The sequence below is a fragment of the Pricia sp. genome (genome assembly GCF_041745955.1).
Classification (GTDB): domain Bacteria; phylum Bacteroidota; class Bacteroidia; order Flavobacteriales; family Flavobacteriaceae; genus Pricia.
On record NZ_JBGTHY010000294.1, the window covers coordinates 1 to 19,222 of the forward strand.

Genomic DNA, 19,222 nt, shown 5'->3' on the forward strand with positions numbered 1-19,222 from the left:
TCCCGATTTCATGAAAATTCTGGGTCTGCCGAAGAAATGTCTTGTCGAGATACCAATAGACCTCGGTCCCCGGTTGGGTATGGGCCAGTTTAAGCACTACTTGATTCGTCTTGCCCTCGGAATTTTTGATTAGGGAAATACAGTTTCCCCCTTAGGGACAAATAGAAGCCATCGGCTTTAGAAGACATTTTTATTGCCAAAATCATACTCCCGCTCCACCAAACAGACTCGAACCTTGTACCAAGTATACCATTCGATCTTCCCTTTTCTTTGGGCAACAAGATGGTCCGCATTGGCTTTCCAATTGGAAATAGCTTCCAAACTTTCCCAATAGCTGACAGTGATGCCGATATCGCCCCGTGCGCTTTCGATGCCCATATAACCCGGTTGTTCTTGGGCCAGTTCTTCCATTTGCAGCGCCATTCCCGCATAGCCGTTGTCGCCCTCGGCGCGGGTAGAGGTGAAGATTACGGCGTAGTATGGTAATTTAGCGGTCATTATCTTGAAAATCAATGTATATACTCCCTTTCCAAAAAATACCCTACGATTGCCTCCTTCATCAATACCGACTGTTCCCCTGCCTTTAAGGCCGGCAATTCTTCCTTGGTCGTGTAATGTGGCCATCCATCTTCATCAAAAAACTCGAATTCGTAGTAGCCGTAGGGCTCCAACAGGCGGCAGATGGCGATATGCATCAGGTCGAGCTTGTGGTCTTTTTTGAATGTTCTATGGTGTTGGCCGAGTTCTTGAACACCGACCAAGTAGATAATGGCGTCCAGTTCTAAAGGATCGCCGTCGGCAAATTGGGCGGAAAGCTTTTCTACCAATTCTTCCCAGTGTTTTTTTAGTTGTTCGTCTCTTGCCATGTTACTAACGTTCCTTTTGAATCCAATCTCAACTGCCCCTGTATTGAGCCTGGTCAAGGTGCTATCATTGACATAATTTATTGAAAACTGGATAAATATCCCAGTACCTCCGTTTTTCAAAGTTTTGTAGAAGGTCTTGACCTGACATTCGATCGCGCCCGCCTATCCGAAAAATGAAGCCTTGCCCTAAAAGCATCAAAGGTACAAATCAAAATGCTACTTTTGTTCAAACACATCGCCGATGAGCTTCTTGGATATCATTTTGGGAGTATTGCTCGTTTGGGGCCTATGGAAAGGCCTTAAAAACGGACTTATCATCGAACTCGCCTCGATTGTGGCCTTGATTGCCGGAATCTACGGTGCCATCCGTTTTTCCTATTACGCCGGGGATTATCTCTCCCAAAATATGGATTGGGAAGAGCGTTACATCAACCTGACCGCTTTCGTCATTACTTTTATACTGATTGTTATTATCGTTAGTGTTCTGGCCAAACTACTGACCAAAATCGCCAGTTTCGCCATGCTCGGATGGCTGAACCGATTGGCCGGTGGCATCTTCGGGGTCGTCAAGGTAGCCGTAATACTTGGGGCACTCTTGGTGTTCTTCGACAGGGTCAACACTTCGGCCGGATTGGTGAAGGATGAAAACATGGAGCAATCCGTGCTTTATGAGCCTATTAAGGAAATTGGGGCGTTGGTTTTCGACCATGTTTTAAAGGAACCTATTATGGAGAAGAAGAGTATTAGGATTTAACAGTCACCTATTAGAAAAACCTGCGTACCCTTTCAGAAGAAAATGAAGAAAAAAATTTTCATAAAAGATTGGCTAGAACTCAAGCCTTATGAATCGCATAAACCTACCGATACCTACTATCTTAAAATGGCCAATGATATAAAGTCCATTATTAAGAATATGGATTTTTTGGCGTTCCGACTTTATTTGGATGAAACCGAGATAAATATGCTCTGTTGTTTTCTGGTTTCCTATTTTGAGGATGTCATTTCAGGTACGGACATTTTCAATACCCTCAGAAAAGCGCATAAAGCGCTATATGACAAACCGCTACCCTTTTACAATACGAGAACATATTTTGAAGACGAGATCAATAAGGCAGATGTCACATTTTTGTCATGGTATTTTCTCAACACCGTGCAACAGCGTGATTTCGCACTACCCCACCACAAGGTCTTTCCTGTTTTTGCCAAAAAGGTGATGGACATCTTCGACAGGGAATACGAATATGCCCCCGAAAACGAGGCTTTGTATCCCTATTATAAAATCGATGAAAGGGAGACTGATTACTACAAGATCCGCAGTATCGTTGAAACGGTTTTGCTGGGCACCTACTTGTTCTATCCCGACACCGCACTCGACATGATTGCCGAAGAAGAGGAAATTTTTGAAAAGCACAAGAAAAATAGCAACCTACTGCCCTATCTTCAAGAGAACAGGGATGCCTTTTATTTCAAGACCCGTACCCGTTTATTGGCGCTGAGCGCTACGGAGTGGCTTGCGGGTCTTGCAGGCGGGGAACATCCCTTAAATTCCGATATCCGTTGCATTTCCCAACGCATTAGCGGTTTCTTTTTGTACAAAGGTCAAAACGAAAAAACGATACATCTGGAACACGTAGCGTCCGGAAAGAAATTTGCGCTAACCAAAGCGTCTTTCGACCATTATACGGCCTTGAAAGAAATCGACACCATTCTATTTATGGGTATCGTACGTTGGAAAGACGAATGGTGGTTCTCCGGCGTTCATTATATTCAAGATTTTAATGCCCATCTGATATTGAACGAGAAAAACTCCGTACCATCCCGGCGGCAGGTGGCTTTTTTGGATTTTGAACGCAAGGAAACGGCCGACATCCTAAAAAAACAGGAAAGGGCATTTCTCGGTTTCAACAACGCCTCGCCCATCGCGTTTATGAAAACCGATCAAATGGAAAATTTTATTACGGGATATAACAACTTCTACATCGAAAGCCTTAACCTGACCGACCAAGAAATTGAGAATGCCCACATGAGAAGCAAAAAGGAAGGCTTTTTGAAAGGCCAGACCAAACTTGATTTCGATTTTTCTGAAGAGTTTGAAGTCGCGATCGTTTTTTTCAACCCTAAAAGCGGTATCGAAATGGCCTTCAATTGCAGCAGTGCATTTCCAGCAACGAACAACCCATACTTCAATCCCGAAGAAAGTGACGAAGATGTTTATTATATCTTGACATCCGAAGAAATCTCGAAAGAACTCGCCGAATATTGCCTCTATAATTTTAAGGATAAACTGCTTTTTTTCGAGAATCCGATGAACCGAAAGCTATTGAAGGATATCGACTTTTTATTGCGCTTTTGGAAAAGGCACACCTACCACACCGAACCCCAGATTACTTTAACAGGACTGGAGGAATAGCTTTGTAAATGGCATTTGTGCTTTGGGTAAATGGGAAAGCTGACAGAAAAATCGGCCATTGACCTCTAACAAGAGAGGTCAAGAGCTTATTATCGCCTTACTCAACGCTGTCGTCAGGACTATAATCTGCTATTAAAACGAAAAATGATAGCGGATTATTATCTGAATGGTTTAATCCGAAAATCCAAGAAATAGGTATTTCAACGAAAAAAAACAATATAAAAGGATAGTCCGCGAAATTTTTTCAATATTAGCCTTATGGATGTTTCCCCGCATCGACATCGAGAACACGAGAACCCCATTCCTCGCACCTACTTTCCCGGAACACGCCTACTTGCAAATAGAACTTTGTATGAAAATGAGGATGCACTTAGTTGCCCTCGCCGTATTCGTGTGTATTTTGGACTCTTGCACAAAAGAGTCCGATGAACCGTTGAATATCGTCGAGAGCCAGAACGTAACGGAAGTAGAACAGGAATTATTGAACGCGGTCAACGACCATCGGATTTCGTTGGGAAGGAACGGGCTGCAGTTCAACTCGGTTGCCTATCGGCACGCTAATGCCCATACCGATTACATGATTGCCAAGGAAGCTATCAATCACGACAACTTTACCGTCAGGGCCTCCGATATTTCTACTGAGGTAAATGCGGTATTCGTAGCGGAAAATGTTGCAAAAGACTATGCCACAGCCACGGGAGCTTTTGAAGGATGGTTGAACAGCGCCAAGCATAAACGGACCATTGAAGACGATTTCACCCATACCGCCGTAAGTGTCAAGAAAGATGCGGACGGCACACTTTACTTTACGCAAATTTTTTATCGGTAGGGACATACTCCTGCCATTTGGTAATTTGGGTTTTTGTGTCTTTGCTTTTTACCTTTCCCTTCGTTAAAATTAGCAACCGTAGTTACAACTATGCGTGGTAATTTTGCCTTGGGAAAGAAAGAAATAAATTTCTCAAAATCCCCGAATTACCAAATGGCAGGATTAAATTTTTATACATTTGGAAGAACTGTTTATGGTTTGGCATTTTTCAGTGCACCTGATAAACTACTAAACCTATAAACTCATAAACTTTTTCCACCATGCCGATAACGCCCCCCTTCAACCTCACAAAATGGATCGCCGAAAACCGCGATACGTTAAAACCGCCCGTAGGCAATAAAAACCTATACAAAGATGCCGGCGATTATATCGTGATGGTAGTAGCCGGGCCCAATGCCCGAAAAGACTATCACTACAACGAGACCGAAGAGCTTTTCTATCAATTGGAAGGCACGATCGAAGTTCATATTCAGGAAGATGGGCGAAAAAAGACCTTTGATCTCGGCCCGGGCGATATGTACCTGCACCCGGCCAAGGTGCCCCATTCACCAGTTCGTCATGAAGGTAGTATCGGCCTGGTCATCGAACGCAAACGAGCTGATATGAACGTCGACGACGGCCTGCTTTGGTTCTGCGACAATTGTAATAGCAAACTCTATGAAGCCTATTTTACACTAAATGACATCGAAAAGGACTTTTTAGGGCACTTCAAACATTTCTATGGCTCGAAAGAATTGCGTACCTGTGACAATTGTGGCACTGTGATGCCCGTCGATGAGCGTTTCGTTGCTGACCGTTAGCGAAGCAATCTTGATTTCGGTACCCTAGAATCAAATCCTAAAATTTTATTAAGAAAAACCCTCTTTTTTAAAGCCATTAATCTGTCCCTGTTGTATAAGGCAATTGCCTAACTTGCAGGACTTATGACGAAGTCCCAAATATTCAAATATGCGACGGTCAAAATTATTGGCATTGCCATCACGGTATTCATTTTCTATTCCATCAATAAAACCTATCAAGAGAGGAACAAGGCAACGGTCGATAATACCGTCGCCAAGGCAGAGTTGAAACTAAGTGATGAACTGAACAAAATAAACCTGGTCATCGAAACGATGGCCTTCTTTTTTGAAAACGAACCGAATATATCCCAAGAACTTTTCGAAAGCTTTACCAATCCTTTTTTAAAGGAATTGAACGGAATCGGCGCTTTGGAATGGGCGCCTCGTATCGAAGAATCCTCGGAAGCGGATTTTGAAAGGTTTACTTTGATTACTAAGACCGATTCTACCGATAATCTGATTGTTTCCACCTCAAAAGGGCTTCATTATCCCATACGGATGTTGAATCCCATAAAATCTTTGCAAAAGGCCGTGGGCTACGACCTCTATTCCGATGATACCAGAAAATCGGCCATCGATAGGGCTATCAAGACCAAAGGAATCGCCTTGACCGGACCGATGAACCTCGTATTAAACAACAATGGCATACCCGGTATTATGGCGGTAAAATCGGTATTCGATTCCGCGTCGAACCAAACCAAGGGGGTTGTGGCCGGGGTTTATCGTATGGACGCCCTCATAGGTAACACCCTCGCCTCCGAACTGAACGTTCTCGACATTTGCATACATGACGAAACTTCCGACACCGAATTGTTATATTCCAGTTTCGGGAACGGAGAACCCAAGTATTTTGTTGAGAACTCCATAAACAGGCGTTTAAAGGCGGCAGATCGGGTATGGGACATCCATTTTATACCGAAACCCATGTATCTTTCCTTTCCCCACGTATTCGAATCGTATGTGGTTCTTGTACTGGGGCTGATATCCACGCTCTTATTGACCCATACGGTAAAAAAGAGGGACGGGTACAATGAAAGGTTAGAAGCCAGGGTACGTTTGCGAACGGCAGAACTGGAAGCTTCGAACGAACTGAAGGAAAACCTCTTGCGCGAAATACACCACAGGGTCAAGAACAATCTACAGATAACCTCGAGCCTGATGAACATGCAGAAACGCAAACTGACCAATCCAGAGGCCATTACCGCCATTGAGGACAGTCAGGCCCGGATTTTGGCCATTGCGCTGACACACCAGAAAATTTATCAGGATAAGGATTCGAAGGCGGTAAACCTTTGCGAGTACCTAAACGACCTGATGGAACACGAAAAGAAAATCTCTTCATCGTTCAGTTATAAGATCAGTTGTCCCGACATATCCATAGACCTGGACAGGGCCGTTCCCCTGGCGCTTATAATCTCCGAACTGGCCACCAATGCGGTGAAACATGCCTATCCCGATACTACGAAATACAACGAACTGCTTGTCAATGTCGAAAGATTGAATTCCGAAGAGGTATCGTTAACGATGCTTGACAACGGTCAAGGCCTGCCCGACGATTTCGATATCAAAAACGCCGAGGGTGTCGGTTTTGAGATTATCAGGGCGCTGTGCAGGCAAATTTCGGCCAAACTCACCTATGAATCCAACGGGATGGGAACACAATTCAATATTATTTTCGGGAATAAGGTATAAATTCTCGGATTTCGTAATTTCACATCCATTTTATGGAAGTGTGATACAATAATCGGAACATATTTTCGTTCGTTATCATTATTTTTTCATTCATTTAAGTGACGGGCGCGAAACATGTCTAAAGTGGTTTCCGAGTTATGTTTTTGAATGGGCAAAGCGCGGCAAACTATTCCCTTTATATCCAATTCTAAAAATCGTATTTGAAGCATGAAAAACCCTCAGATCAATAAATACCTGCTTGTTCTCGTACCCGGTATTCTCTTTTCGTGCTATCTTTTTTATTCGATAAACGAGAAGTATGTTTTACGGAACAGATCTATGGTGGACACCGCAACCTCTAAAGTGCAGATCAAACTCAGGAACGAACTTGACAAAATTAACGTTGCCATGGAAGCCATGGGCGTTTTCTTTGAAAATACCGATCAGATAAACCCGAACCTTTTCGTAGAATTCACTACGCCCTTTGTTGAAGATCTGAACGGAGTCACCTATTTGGGATGGGCTACCCGTAAGAGGCAAACAATTCTCGACCCTTACGAAAACGGAGAAAAATTGCTGGCTTCACCGATCTCCAGTATATCGGCCGATGATGCTATCACCAACGATTTCAAGATCAAGTTGATCAACCCCACCCGAAACCGCAAGCATATTTTAGGCCAGAACCTATACCTGAACGAGCTGCGGCATGTAGTGGATAACGCCATGAGAATCAATAAGATTTCCTATTCGGGCCCTACGCGCTTTTCTTTGCCGCCTAATGACACGAACGGTTTCGTAACTATGCTATCGGTTCAAGATTCAAGTTTTCAGAATTCCAGGGGGCTGGTCTTTGGCCAATTTTCAATGGTTACTTTTATTACTAAGACCCTTGCCTATGAGCTTCCCATCTTAGATCTCGAAATATTCGATACCCAATACCCGCAACAGCCGTTGTACAAAAATGAGGAAGTTCGAAAAGCTACCGAAAATAGTGATCTTGAGGAACTTAATTTTATCGTTTCCGACAGAATATGGCAGATTAACATGTTGCCCAAACCAAATCTTGTCGCGTACCCTCACGCCCTTGAAGCTTATTTCACGCTGCTCTTAGGGCTATCGTCTACGCTGCTTTTGGTCGCCGTAATCAGGCGGAGGGACAAATATGGAAAAGATCTGATCGAAGCCGTTCGCCTGCGCACCCGAGAATTGGAAGATTCGAACCAAATGAAAGAAAACCTATTGCGCGAGATCCATCACAGGGTCAAGAACAATTTGCAGATTACCTCTAGCTTGATCAATTTGCAAAAACGAAAATTAACAGATATGACCATGGTCGAAATTTTGGAAAGCAGCCAGGCCCGCATTCGTGCCATTGCTCTTATCCATGAAAAAATTTATCAAGATCATGATTCGAAAGCGGTGGATCTAAAAGGCTACCTTAAAGATCTACTTCGTTACCACAAGAAAATTATGCCATCGGTACTGTACGAGATTGAATGTCCACAAATTTTGATAGATCTTGATACCGCGGTCCCCGTTGCATTGATCACCTCCGAGATAGTCACCAATGCGTTCAAGCATGCCTTCTCCGAAACCCGTGCGGAAAACAGGTTGAAGTTATGCGCAAAGCTTTTGGTCGATGGAAAAATAGATATAACGATATCGGACAATGGCCCAGGCATTCCTGAAGCATCGGAGACGGAACAGAAAAATGGTCTCGGTTTTGATATTGTATATAAGTTATGTCGGCAGATCGGGGGACATTTCTCCGTTGCTTCCAACAATTCAGGTTCTTCGTTCACTTTCATTTTTGGCCATAAAGGAGGTTCGCTACCACTTCTCAGTTCGGTATAACACCCAATTTGAATTATAGCTACGATGAGTTCGCCAAAATGTTATTTTAAAATTTCGACCCTACATTTTTAGGCAATCCCTTAGAAAAACTATCTTTGTTAGCGATTATAACAATACAGCACTAAAAAGTTATAAAATGACAAAAATCGCTAAGGAATTCGGTATATACGAGGCTCTAAAAGCATTAGGAATCAATGAACTCAACGAAGGAACCTCCACAGGGTCCACTAATTTTAGTTCAGGGGAAATCTTGGCATCGCATTCTCCCGTAGACGGTGCGTTGATTGCAAAAGTAAAAACGTCCACAAAGGAAGATTACGACAAGGTGATGGCAACTGCCAATTTTGCCTTTAAAACCTGGCGGACCATGCCCGCACCGCAGCGCGGCGAAATCGTCCGTCAAGTCGGCAACAAACTCCGGGAACTGAAAGAACCCTTGGGGAAGCTGGTTAGCTATGAAATGGGAAAAAGCTATCAGGAAGGCTTGGGAGAGGTTCAGGAAATGATCGATATCTGCGATTTTGCGGTCGGTTTGTCAAGACAATTACACGGGCTTACAATGCACTCCGAACGCCCGGGACACCGCATGTATGAACAATATCATCCTCTGGGTGCAGTCGGCATTATTTCAGCCTTTAACTTTCCAGTGGCCGTTTGGGCATGGAATACGGCCTTGGCTTGGGTCTGTGGCGATGTCTGTATCTGGAAACCTTCAGAAAAAACGCCTTTATGCGGAGTGGCCTGTCAAAATATCGCCGCGCAGGTGTTCAAGGCCAACGGACTTCCCGAAGGCATATCCTGTTTGATCAATGGGGATTATAAAGTAGGGGAGATGATGACCAACGATTCCCGAATTCCCTTGGTCTCGGCCACCGGTTCTATTCGTATGGGTAAAATCGTGGCACAGGCGGTGGCCGCACGTTTGGGAAAATCATTATTGGAACTCGGCGGCAACAACGCCATTATCGTTACACCGGATGCCGATGTAAAAATGACGGTCATCGGTGCGGTATTCGGTGCCGTAGGTACTGCGGGACAAAGGTGTACGTCGACAAGGAGGCTGATTATTCACGAGTCCATCTATGATAAAGTGAAGAATGCCGTAGTAGAGGCCTACCAACAATTGCGTATCGGCAACCCGTTGGACGAGAACAACCATGTAGGTCCATTGATCGATGTCGATGCCGTGGCCATGTATACTACAGCTTTGAAAAAAGTGGTCGATGAGGGTGGGCAACTCATCGTAGAAGGTGGTGTGCTCGATGGCGAAGGCTACGAAAGCGGCTGCTATGTAAAACCCGCCATTGCCGAGGCCAAGCCCGGCTTCGAAATTGTGCAGCACGAGACCTTTGCCCCGGTACTCTACCTCTTGAAATATTCCGGGGATGTCGAAAATGCCATTGACATACAGAATGGTGTGGTTCAAGGGTTGTCTTCAGCAATCATGACGAACAACCTTCAGGAAGCGGAACATTTCCTGTCCGTAGAAGGAAGCGACTGTGGTATTGCCAATGTCAATATCGGAACATCGGGTGCCGAGATAGGCGGGGCCTTCGGGGGCGAAAAAGAGACGGGCGGCGGCCGTGAAAGCGGTTCGGATGCCTGGAAAGTATATATGCGGCGGCAGACGAATACGATTAATTATACAGATCAACTGCCTCTAGCCCAAGGAATAACTTTCGAACTGTAAAAATGCAATCCTCTCCGTGGTGCAATCCTTTCGGTCGTACCTCCCTCATCGGTTGCAAGTGGTCACTCATTGGTTGCAGGCGCGCGAGGCATACAGTTTGATTTGTGTGATAAAAAAACCCGCTGTCTTCTTTCTACTTGCCCTTCCCCCGAATGGCCAAGCAAAAAATACAGCGGGTATTGAACACTAAACTAACTAACTCAAACAACTATTTTACAAGTAAGGATAAAATGCCTTCCTATATTATTTTGATGATTTCCGTTTTCATGATTCATTGGCTTTAAACTCGATGTAAATATAAATTGATAATTTCAGATCATCCAATCCTTATGTGTGGATGGTCATTTTTTATGTATAGTTGGGGAATAGATCTTGTATGCTTTACGATATTGACTTTTAAAATCGTTATTTTAACATTCGCTGCGATTTTTTTAATACATTGTTATCCATAACCGTAAAGAAGAATACTATGGATTTTGAAAATATGAATATTTGGAGCTGGCTAATACCCCTTCTCATAGGAGTTATTTGCGGCATATTGGGCTATGTAATCGGAAAGGGAAGTGGTAAGGGCATGGACAATTCCGCGGAACTGAATTCATTGCGCGACAAGAATTCCGGATTACGTTCGGACTTGGATGCCTGCAACAAAAAGCTCATCGCTAAAACCAGCGGTGGTGGAATTATATCTTCTTCGCTAGGCGCTACTTCCGCTGGTGCGGCCGCAGCGGCAACAGAGGTTGCTTTCGACGGTGTCTCCGCGAAGACTGCCTTTGGAAAAGCCATTGAAAAGGATGACTTGAAAATTATTGAAGGCATAGGCCCAAAAATCTCCGAAATGTTCCATAACGCAGGTATCAAAACCTGGAAAGCGCTATCGGAAACCTCGGTTGCCGGCTGCCAAGAAATCTTGAACGGCGGTGGGGAGCGCTACAAAGTGCACGACCCTGCATCATGGCCCATGCAGGCCAAAATGTGCTACGAAGGCAAGTGGAAGGAACTGTTCAAATGGCAGGATGAGCATCTTCATGGGAAACTTTAAACCATCCCATTCGCCTCCACCCATTTAAACCGATATTGGTCTTCGGGAAATTTCATGCGCTCCGAGATACGTTCCAATCGGTCAGGTAATTTTACGAGTTAATCGCGGGCTTTTTCGGCTTCGTCGGTAAGGCTTCTGACCTTATCGATTTCCCAATAACTATTTAGTTTTCTTAGGATATCCACATAATCTTGGGCGGTATAGACCCCGAGACGTTGGGCACAGTTCGAAAAATTTTCAAAAGCCGCACCTATGGTGCCGCCCGATTCCCTAAGAAAATGGGCGGGCATAACGATTTTCTTTTTCATCATATCGGCAAAGGCAAGTACCATGCCCGATGGGTCTTCGCCCAAAATGGTCTTTACGAATTCCCGGTACGCCAAATGGTGCCGCATTTCATCGCCGGCGATGATGGTACACATCTTTCCCAAAAGTACGTTTCCTTTTTTCTTGGCCATTTGACCTACACGTTTGTGGGAAATGTTGGTTGCCAGTTCCTGAAATGTGGTATACACAAAATTTTTATAGGGGTCTCGATCGGTGCCGATATCGAATCCGTCGGCTATCAAATGTTGCGTCGTAATCTCTATTTCGCGCATATCGACCCTTCCGGAGAGGTAGAGATACTTGTTGAGCACGTCGCCGTGCCGGTTTTCCTCGCCGGTCCAAGCGCGTACCCATTTCGCCCAACCGTTCGTTTTGTTGTCGCCATGCTGGTCGATACCTTCAACGTCCATCAACCATGATTCGTAAGTCGGCAACGCCTCTTCGGTAATGGTATCGGCGACCATGGTCACCCAAAAATCATAACCAAGTTCTTTCGATTCTCCCCGCAGTTCGCGAACGGACTCCAAAAAATTATCATTTTCAGAATCGGGCAAAAAATCGGAAGGCTGCCAAATGTCCTCGATGGGAATCAGAAAAGAATCCATGAAACCCTCTACCTGCGGCTCTATTGCCTGCATCACCTCTAATCGTATATTCTTTTCAGCCATGATAATCAAATTAAATTACCTAATTGTACAAATTTCGGCATTAATATACTGAAATCTTACAAAAATAATTGCTATTTCAAATTTCTTCCTTGCTCGTTCGGATATAGCGTATGCACCGGATCGCTCTGCCATACCTTTTTGGAGTCTACATCTAGCAATGACAACGCCCCTTTGAACGCTGCCCCGGTGTCGATGTTCCACACGTTAGCGGCATGTTTCGGTTCGGCAATACCGGTTTTTGAAAGCGGCGTATGGCCGATAAAAATCGCATCGTAGTGTGATAATCTTTTGGGATAAATGGAATCTCCTTTCTGTAAGTCGGGATTTAGGGATAGCGCCAGTTCCCAAAGGGTACGGTCCCAATAGAAGGTTTCCGGAAAATATTCACAATCAATGCCTTTCAAGTTGGTGAAACCGGCATGTAAAAAGAGCCGGTTCTCCGCATCGAGATACGTATTTTGCAGATTTTCATAAAAGAGGATATGTTCTTCTTTTGTCTTTGTATCCACCTTGTTATAGGAAGCCAAAGTAGCACCTCCACCATGCTGTAACCAAAGCGGATTATCCTTTCCGCTGCGGAGCCATTCTAGGCAAAGTTCGTCGTGGTTTCCACGGATTAAAATACAGTGGTGTGTTTTTTGCAAGGCTATTAAAAAGTCCACCGTTGCAACGGCATCGCTCCATCCATCTACATAATCGCCCAAAAATATCAATCGGTCATCCGAAGAAACCTCTGCCCGATCCAAAACCTGTTTCAAAGCCTTTAGCCCTGAATGGATGTCCCCGATAACTAGGGTCCTTTTTTCTCTCATGCCGCAAAAATAAACAGGATTACAGGATTATTGGATGTTCAAAGTAGATTTTCTTAAGGATATAATAACCAACAATCCATTTGAAAATGCTACAAAATGATTGAAATCGTTGGCATCACTGTTTTTTTGTGATTACTTTGGGGGGATATTGAAAACTAAAAAAATGAAGACTATCTACTGTATCGGCGAACTGCTCATAGATTTCGTTGCCGAAAATCAGGGCAACGACCTTTCAAAAGCGGATGTATTCACGAAAAAACCGGGGGGTGCTCCGGCGAATGTAGCCTGCGCCATTGCCAAACTCGGCGGTAAAAGTAAATTTGTAGGCTGCGTCGGAAGCGATCCCTTTGGTACTTTTTTATTGGATGTTTTGGAAAAAAACAATGTGGACACCTCATTGGCCCAGCGCTCGAAAACCTTCACCACTTTGGCCTATGTCTCCATTGCCGGGGATGGCGAGCGGGATTTCGTATTTAGCCGCGGTGCCGATAAAAAACTGAAATACGATGCAACGGTCAAAAAAGGTTTTAAGGGGAACATGGTACATTTTGGTGCCGCGACGGCTTTATTGGGCGGAGGGCTTGAAGAAGCCTATAGCCGTTATTTATTTGACGCCCTGACCCAAAAGTCCTTTATCAGCTTTGATCCCAACTTTCGGGGGGACCTCTGGAAGGATGAAGAAAAAACCTTTGTCAAAAAATGCATGCATTTCATTGAAAAGGCACATTTGTGCAAATTCAGTTTAGAGGAAGCCCAGCTACTTTCAGGTGAAAAAAAGCTGGAAAAAGCTTGCGCCGTTCTCCACGAAATCGGTACGCAGATCATAACCATAACCCTTGGGAAGGAAGGTACATTGATCAGTACCCCAACCCTCAAAGAGACGGTCGCTAGCATCAAGGTAGACCCTGTCGATACCACCGGTGCCGGCGATGCCTTTATTGGATGCTTGCTGTATCAGATTTCCCAATTGAACGATACGCATCAAATTTTGGACGATTCCGATCGGCTTGTCGAAATGGTGGGAATAGCGAACAAGGCAGGGGCTATTACTACTACGAATTTTGGGGCGATACCGGCCTTACCTGTGCATGGGGATATTTTTTGAGATTGTGTTGCCGGTTACTTGTCGAAACTTCCAATTGGTAATTGAATTGGTATCCAACTTCCCCGATTACTTCAGTTCAGGGGCAGTTTGCTCCTCGGAAGTTACGCCCGGAGGCAGCTCGATAATCTTTAAATTCCTAAAATGGATTTCCGCCCCCTCGGATTCAAGGCAGAAATATCCTTTTTTTTGTGTGGATTTCGAGATACCGTTTACAAACTTCCCGTTGACCGACAGTTTGATGACGCCGTCTACCGCCACTACATCGTAGGTATTCCATATCCCTTTTCCTTTGGCGCGGTTTTCGATGGATTTGCTTCTTTCGCCCCTGGGATTATCGGGATCGGTCACAACGCCGCCCACGCCCCATACCTCCCCATGAACATAGGCTATAGGCTGCTGCACACCATCCTTTGCGTTGATGTTCACCCAATCGAGTTCGAGCATCTGGATTTCCACCCCGTCAGGCAAAGGAGAGTCCGCCGGTGGATTGGCGCCGCTCCATGCGAAGACCCCTGAATTTCCACCCGCCTCCATATGCATCCACTCTACGTGCAGCATAAAATTTTCATATTGTTTCTCCGACCGGACGACACCTATAGGAAGTCCCAAATTAACTAAGATTCCATCGTCGTTGACCTTCCATCCTTTTTTTACGGTGTTGACATTGATCCATTTAATTGTGGAATCTTCGTCCGTATTGCAGGAAAGCGTATTTTCCAAGGTAGTCGACGTACCGAACCCGAACTCGAAATTTTCGTGTTGAGCGTTGCAAAGATTGTGGCCTGCGACAATGAAGAACACGGATAGGAGTGCGATGGTAAAATGTATTGGAGTTTTCATGTTTTAATTTTTAGGCTTTTAATCTGCAACCCTCTTATCCCAACACCTTTGTCACGCCGGGAATTGCTATTTCAGGCCCTTTATACTCTAGATCCCAAGTATAGGTATCGGGACCCAGAACGTTAGTCGATTTCATGGCTTCATCCCAAGTAACGGTTTGGCCGCTATAGGCCGCCATGCGGCTCATGACCCCGAACAAAGTACTGTTTGCGCTCAGTTCGCCGTCGTTGATTCCCTTTCCCTCACGGATGGATTTAAAAAGGGCATCATGTTCCGACTGGTACATATCGTTCTCTTCCCCCCGATACCGCCACGGGTTTTTGCCTGTAATTTCATGCCTTGTACCTTCGTATATAGCATTGCCGTCCGTACCCATTATTTCGACGCCATTTTTGGAGGAGCCCCCGTTCTGCTGGCGGGTAAAGGCATAGCCCTTGACCCCGTTACCGTATTCATACTCCAGGGCGAAATGATCGTAAATGTTGCCGTATTTTTCATCGGTGCGCCACTGTCTACCTCCTGTTCCGGTGGCGGTCAGGGGCATTTTCTCGCCCATGGCCCAAGCCATCATATCGAGACTATGCACGAACATCTCCACGAGAAAGTCTCCTGAAAGCCAGTTGTAGTAATACCAATTGCGCATGTGGTATTGCATGTCGTTCCAATCAGGCTGCCTTTCCTTGTGCCAGAGCTCTCCACCGTTTCGGGTAGATGAAATCGCTTTGATCTCCCCGATTTCCCCATTCAAAACCTTTCCGTAAAGGACCTGTTTGGGCATATCGTACCGAAAGCAAAATCCGGATACCATCGAAAGGTTTTTTTCCTTGGCCTTTTTGGCAGCTGCCAACACTTTACGAACTCCCGGCGCATCGACCGCTACCGGTTTTTCATAGAAAACGTGTTTGCCCGCAGCTATGGCCGCCGTAAGGTGATCGGGCCTAAACCCAGGGGGACAGGCTAACACGACCACATCAACACCTGAATCGATCAGTTTTTGGAAGGCGTCAAAGCCGAGGAACTGCCGCTCCTTGTCCACTTGCACCTTTTGTCCGTGCGTTTTTTTAAGCACCTCCAACGAACTGTTGAGCCGGTCTTCAAAGATGTCCGCCATGGCATACAGGACCGTATCGGGATCCGCGGAAATCGCTTGAGACGCAGCTCCGGTACCTCTGCCGCCGCAGCCGACCAAGCCGACTTTCAAAGTGTCTTTACTGCCGTAAAAAAGTGGGTTTGCAAAGCCCATGTTCAATGTGGTCGCGCTGTATATCGTTGCTGCTCCCGTGGTTTTTATAAAGGTTCTGCGATTGGGGTTGTTTTGTGGTTCACTATTTTTCATGATTGTATTTTTTAAAATCAAACTGACTTTATGTATTGCCGAATACTCAAAATAAGGAATAATGTTGGACTATTACAACTATGAACTTTGCTCCAATGTATGGTTTACCGTAGTATTAGTTGGTCTTTTGTGCCAATAGGAGGCCAAAATAGACCCCGTAACGTTCATTAAGGGCCCGAAAACCGCCGGTGCAAGGCCCATGGTGGCAATCTTCCCTAAGGAATTCGCGATGCCCGAGGCGAGTCCGCCGTTTTGCATACCTACCTCGATGGCGATGGTGCGGGCATCTTGTTCGGGCATTTTGAAAAGACGGGCGAACCAATACCCAAGGGTATAGCCGAATACATTGTGTATCAGGACCAGTAGCATCAAAATCCCTCCGATTTCCAGAAGACTGTCCCTCCCGGCGGCCGTGATAATGGTAATTATGATGCCGATGGCCAACATAGATACCACGGGCATGGCCTTGTCGAGCCATTGGGTCTTAAAGAGCCGGTTGAACAACAATCCCGCCCCGATGGGAATAATGATCATCTTAGTGATGCTCCACATCATATCGAACACATCGATTTCCACGAATTCCCCGGCCAATAGTTTCATTAAGAGTGGGGTCAGGAAGGGCGCCAATAGGGTGGCAATGGAAGTTATGGTAATAGAGAGCGCCAAATTCGCGTTGGCCAGATAGGCCATTACGTTCGAGGCGACCCCGCTGGGCGAACATCCGATCAATACGATGCCGGCAGCTATCTCGGGCGGAAAATTGCTCATCTTGGCCAACGCAAAACCGACAAGGGGCATGATCAGCAACTGGGCGGCAACACCGATCACGACGCCCCTCGGGGTCTTGAAGACCGCGGCGAAATCCTTTAGGCCCATCTGGGTGCCCATACCGAACATGATAATCTGGATCAGCGGAATGATCAAAATGGTCAGCTTAAAATCCCCGACATAAGTGAAAAGTTCGGGATAGTACAAGGCTGCCGATACGCCGGCAAAGATCATGGTGGTAAATACCAGGCCGTTCAAGGATTTGTATCCGCTAAAACCTAGCGCCAATACGGCAAAAAACACCAATATATAGGGGCCAGCACTAGCAATATTGCCTGTTAGGACCATACCCAGTATAACAAGTAGCAATAAAGCTGCGAGACCTAGGCTTACGGAATACAGGTTGATCTTCTTCATAGTGTGAATTTAGTGATCAAAGGAGGTTATTGTTTCTTAATCCAAAGAGGCTATACAGTCCATTTCCACCAAAGAATCTCCCGGTACGCCTCCATAGGTCGCAACCGTTGTCCTAACAGGAGGGTTTTTACCAAAACGGCCTCTGAATACCTCGTTCATTCCCTTATAATCGCCCAAATCGGCCAGATAGACATTGACTTTCAATACCTTTTCCATTGAGGAGCCGTGTTTTTCAAGCTCTTTTTGAAGTTCTTGTAGTACAATCTCGGTATGTGCCTTTATTTCAAAAGGCTCTACATGGGCCCCTTTTCCGGCGATGTATAAAGTATTGCCGTGTTTAACACCTCCAGAAAATAAAGGTATCTCTTGGTCCATAACGATATCTCCGACCACTTCTTTTTTTGCTTTGACCGGTTTTTTGCCCATTGCGTTGACGGTACCTACTCCGAAAATAGCCGCAAGTCCCATTCCCATTTTTCTAAACGATGCCCTTCTAGTTGTCTTGTTTTCCATTTTTATTGCTGTTTTGATTACCTATTTCCTTTTTCGAATTATAAAATTTTGTTGTATAAGCTATAAATGTAAGTAACTCTTGCCTTTTGGCCATGATGACCGATCCGTTTTCTGGTTTTAGTTGTACCATTGGAGAACGTACATTGTGGGTTGGATTTTTGGAGCCGTTGAATAGTACAGCTTTTTATCTTACCACAATGGGGTCTGCAATCCCGTTGAGGTCGTATACGACCCTTCCGTCACGTATGGTGAGTTCACATTCCAATTTCTTATTCCCCTCCATTTTGTAACCGGTGTAATCAAAGAAACCGAAGTTGCCTTCCATTACCTTTAGCAAGGTTACATCGGCAGGGGCACCTACCGAAAGATTCCCTAGATTTTCCCTTTTGATGGCTTTTGCGGGATGCCAGGTGCTGGCCGCGATGACCTCTTTGAGATCCATGCCCATCAACATAAATTTGGACATGATGTTCAGCATGTCCTTCATGGCGTTGTTCATGCTGCCCGTATGCAGGTCCGTGCTGATGGTATTGGGATAAAAACCGTCTTTCAGTGCGGGAATGGCCTGCGAATAGGCAAAACTGATGCCTCCATAGCCCACATCGAAAATAATACCTCTTTTTTGCGCCTCGAATACGAAGGGTTTTACTTTTTTCGTTTTCAGGTCCACAATCGCCTCCCTACTGTCCAGCTGACCAAAAGCATGTGTATAGATATCCCCTGGCCGAAGGTGTTTCATGTAAAGCTCTTCTATGGACAGCGGGGGATTGCTTCCGCCAAAATCGATGATTACCGGAAGATCGGCCATATTACCGGCGGCTACCGCCCTGTCCACCGGCGTCCATTCAGGGCCGTTATAATGGGCCACTTTGAAACCTACGACATCCTGAGGATGTTGCTTGGCTACATTAGCGCTCAATTTTGAATCCATATCATGGGTATCCTGCTCATAGGTCCCTCCGCGCATTCCTTCACCTACTATGTTGAGAAAGGCGAGCACCCGGGTCTCGGACCTGTCGATGATATTCTCCTTGAAGGCGGGAAACGATTTCCAACCGGAACCGCCACAGTCCACTATCGTAGTTACCCCGACCCGAAAGGTAAAACCGTCGGGGGCAAGTGCATTAAACCCGTTGCTGTAAGCATGACTGGGCTCGGTACCGGCAAAAACATGGCCGTGGATATCGATAAGGCCGGGAGTCACATATAATCCCTTGGCATCGACCATTTGAACG

General features: G+C 45.4%; 17 protein-coding genes and 1 pseudogene. 9 read left to right on the plus strand and 9 right to left on the minus strand.

Annotated elements, in window-relative coordinates; translation table 11 throughout:
- Positions 1-177: 177 nt before the first annotated feature.
- Both ACEW8S_RS10735 and ACEW8S_RS10740 read right to left on the minus strand, forming a co-directional pair.
- On the minus strand, positions 178-498 hold the full coding sequence (locus ACEW8S_RS10735) for an antibiotic biosynthesis monooxygenase (protein WP_373518150.1): 321 nt from the start codon (positions 496-498) through the stop codon (positions 178-180).
- An 11-nt stretch (positions 499-509) separates the two neighbouring features.
- Complete coding sequence (locus tag ACEW8S_RS10740; protein ID WP_373518151.1) at positions 510-866, minus strand: hypothetical protein; 357 nt, start codon at positions 864-866, stop codon at positions 510-512.
- Positions 867-1,107: 241 nt separating this feature from the next.
- On the opposite strand from ACEW8S_RS10740, the gene ACEW8S_RS10745 reads away from it, so the two are divergent.
- From ACEW8S_RS10745 to ACEW8S_RS10780, 8 genes are all read left to right on the plus strand, one after another.
- Entirely contained in the window at positions 1,108-1,620 is a 513-nt protein-coding gene (locus tag ACEW8S_RS10745; protein WP_373518152.1) for a CvpA family protein, read from the plus strand.
- Positions 1,621-1,662: 42 nt separating this feature from the next.
- Positions 1,663-3,276 carry a DUF3843 family protein gene (locus ACEW8S_RS10750; protein WP_373518153.1) on the plus strand — a complete coding sequence of 538 codons (1,614 nt, stop codon included), beginning with the start codon at positions 1,663-1,665 and terminating at the stop codon, positions 3,274-3,276.
- A gap of 352 nt (positions 3,277-3,628) precedes the next feature.
- The gene (locus ACEW8S_RS10755; protein ID WP_373518154.1) at positions 3,629-4,105 is read left to right on the plus strand and encodes a CAP domain-containing protein; all 477 of its coding nucleotides are present in this window, start codon (positions 3,629-3,631) and stop codon (positions 4,103-4,105) included.
- 260 nt (positions 4,106-4,365) lie between these two features.
- Entirely contained in the window at positions 4,366-4,905 is a 540-nt protein-coding gene (locus ACEW8S_RS10760; protein WP_373518155.1) for a 3-hydroxyanthranilate 3,4-dioxygenase, read from the plus strand.
- Positions 4,906-5,028: 123 nt separating this feature from the next.
- The gene (locus ACEW8S_RS10765) at positions 5,029-6,636 is read left to right on the plus strand and encodes a sensor histidine kinase (RefSeq protein WP_373518156.1); all 1,608 of its coding nucleotides are present in this window, start codon (positions 5,029-5,031) and stop codon (positions 6,634-6,636) included.
- Between the two features lie 207 nt (positions 6,637-6,843).
- Complete coding sequence (locus ACEW8S_RS10770) at positions 6,844-8,469, plus strand: histidine kinase dimerization/phosphoacceptor domain -containing protein (RefSeq protein ID WP_373518157.1); 1,626 nt, start codon at positions 6,844-6,846, stop codon at positions 8,467-8,469.
- A gap of 136 nt (positions 8,470-8,605) precedes the next feature.
- Complete coding sequence (locus ACEW8S_RS10775) at positions 8,606-10,159, plus strand: aldehyde dehydrogenase family protein (protein ID WP_373518158.1); 1,554 nt, start codon at positions 8,606-8,608, stop codon at positions 10,157-10,159.
- Positions 10,160-10,628: 469 nt separating this feature from the next.
- Entirely contained in the window at positions 10,629-11,201 is a 573-nt protein-coding gene (locus ACEW8S_RS10780) for a hypothetical protein (protein ID WP_373518159.1), read from the plus strand.
- On the opposite strand, the pseudogene ACEW8S_RS10785 reads toward ACEW8S_RS10780, so the two are convergent.
- Positions 11,198-12,196, minus strand: a pseudogene (locus ACEW8S_RS10785) (acyl-ACP desaturase). The gene ACEW8S_RS10780 and the pseudogene ACEW8S_RS10785 sit on opposite strands and share 4 nt — an antisense overlap.
- Positions 12,197-12,267: 71 nt before the next feature.
- Entirely contained in the window at positions 12,268-13,008 is a 741-nt protein-coding gene (locus tag ACEW8S_RS10790; protein WP_373518160.1) for a metallophosphoesterase family protein, read from the minus strand.
- 163 nt (positions 13,009-13,171) lie between these two features.
- Here ACEW8S_RS10790 and ACEW8S_RS10795 point away from each other — a divergent pair, with 163 nt between their 5' ends.
- A complete protein-coding gene (locus ACEW8S_RS10795; RefSeq protein WP_373518161.1) occupies positions 13,172-14,113 on the plus strand; it encodes a carbohydrate kinase in 942 nt (313 codons plus the stop codon).
- A gap of 66 nt (positions 14,114-14,179) precedes the next feature.
- Here ACEW8S_RS10795 and ACEW8S_RS10800 read toward each other — a convergent pair whose 3' ends face one another.
- The 5 genes from ACEW8S_RS10800 to ACEW8S_RS10820 all read right to left on the minus strand — a co-directional run.
- Complete coding sequence (locus ACEW8S_RS10800) at positions 14,180-14,953, minus strand: DUF1080 domain-containing protein (protein ID WP_373518162.1); 774 nt, start codon at positions 14,951-14,953, stop codon at positions 14,180-14,182.
- A 34-nt stretch (positions 14,954-14,987) separates the two neighbouring features.
- Entirely contained in the window at positions 14,988-16,289 is a 1,302-nt protein-coding gene (locus ACEW8S_RS10805) for a Gfo/Idh/MocA family protein (RefSeq protein ID WP_373518163.1), read from the minus strand.
- A gap of 78 nt (positions 16,290-16,367) precedes the next feature.
- Positions 16,368-17,474 (minus strand): bile acid:sodium symporter family protein, encoded by a 1,107-nt coding sequence (locus ACEW8S_RS10810; RefSeq protein ID WP_373518164.1) that lies wholly within the window; start codon positions 17,472-17,474, stop codon positions 16,368-16,370.
- 36 nt (positions 17,475-17,510) lie between these two features.
- On the minus strand, positions 17,511-17,987 hold the full coding sequence (locus tag ACEW8S_RS10815) for a RidA family protein (protein WP_373518165.1): 477 nt from the start codon (positions 17,985-17,987) through the stop codon (positions 17,511-17,513).
- 184 nt (positions 17,988-18,171) lie between these two features.
- A partial coding sequence (locus ACEW8S_RS10820) for an amidohydrolase/deacetylase family metallohydrolase (RefSeq protein ID WP_373518166.1) occupies positions 18,172-19,222 on the minus strand: 1,051 nt, incomplete at its 5' end.

Coding starts and splice junctions, on each gene's coding strand:
- ACEW8S_RS10735 (WP_373518150.1), bottom strand. CDS start 498: ATGACCGCTAAATTACCATACTACGCCGTAATCTTCACCTCTACCCGC.
- ACEW8S_RS10740 (WP_373518151.1), bottom strand. CDS start 866: ATGGCAAGAGACGAACAACTAAAAAAACACTGGGAAGAATTGGTAGAA.
- ACEW8S_RS10745 (WP_373518152.1), top strand. CDS start 1,108: ATGAGCTTCTTGGATATCATTTTGGGAGTATTGCTCGTTTGGGGCCTA.
- ACEW8S_RS10750 (WP_373518153.1), top strand. CDS start 1,663: ATGAAGAAAAAAATTTTCATAAAAGATTGGCTAGAACTCAAGCCTTAT.
- ACEW8S_RS10755 (WP_373518154.1), top strand. CDS start 3,629: ATGAAAATGAGGATGCACTTAGTTGCCCTCGCCGTATTCGTGTGTATT.
- ACEW8S_RS10760 (WP_373518155.1), top strand. CDS start 4,366: ATGCCGATAACGCCCCCCTTCAACCTCACAAAATGGATCGCCGAAAAC.
- ACEW8S_RS10765 (WP_373518156.1), top strand. CDS start 5,029: ATGACGAAGTCCCAAATATTCAAATATGCGACGGTCAAAATTATTGGC.
- ACEW8S_RS10770 (WP_373518157.1), top strand. CDS start 6,844: ATGAAAAACCCTCAGATCAATAAATACCTGCTTGTTCTCGTACCCGGT.
- ACEW8S_RS10775 (WP_373518158.1), top strand. CDS start 8,606: ATGACAAAAATCGCTAAGGAATTCGGTATATACGAGGCTCTAAAAGCA.
- ACEW8S_RS10780 (WP_373518159.1), top strand. CDS start 10,629: ATGGATTTTGAAAATATGAATATTTGGAGCTGGCTAATACCCCTTCTC.
- ACEW8S_RS10790 (WP_373518160.1), bottom strand. CDS start 13,008: ATGAGAGAAAAAAGGACCCTAGTTATCGGGGACATCCATTCAGGGCTA.
- ACEW8S_RS10795 (WP_373518161.1), top strand. CDS start 13,172: ATGAAGACTATCTACTGTATCGGCGAACTGCTCATAGATTTCGTTGCC.
- ACEW8S_RS10800 (WP_373518162.1), bottom strand. CDS start 14,953: ATGAAAACTCCAATACATTTTACCATCGCACTCCTATCCGTGTTCTTC.
- ACEW8S_RS10805 (WP_373518163.1), bottom strand. CDS start 16,289: ATGAAAAATAGTGAACCACAAAACAACCCCAATCGCAGAACCTTTATA.
- ACEW8S_RS10810 (WP_373518164.1), bottom strand. CDS start 17,474: ATGAAGAAGATCAACCTGTATTCCGTAAGCCTAGGTCTCGCAGCTTTA.
- ACEW8S_RS10815 (WP_373518165.1), bottom strand. CDS start 17,987: ATGGAAAACAAGACAACTAGAAGGGCATCGTTTAGAAAAATGGGAATG.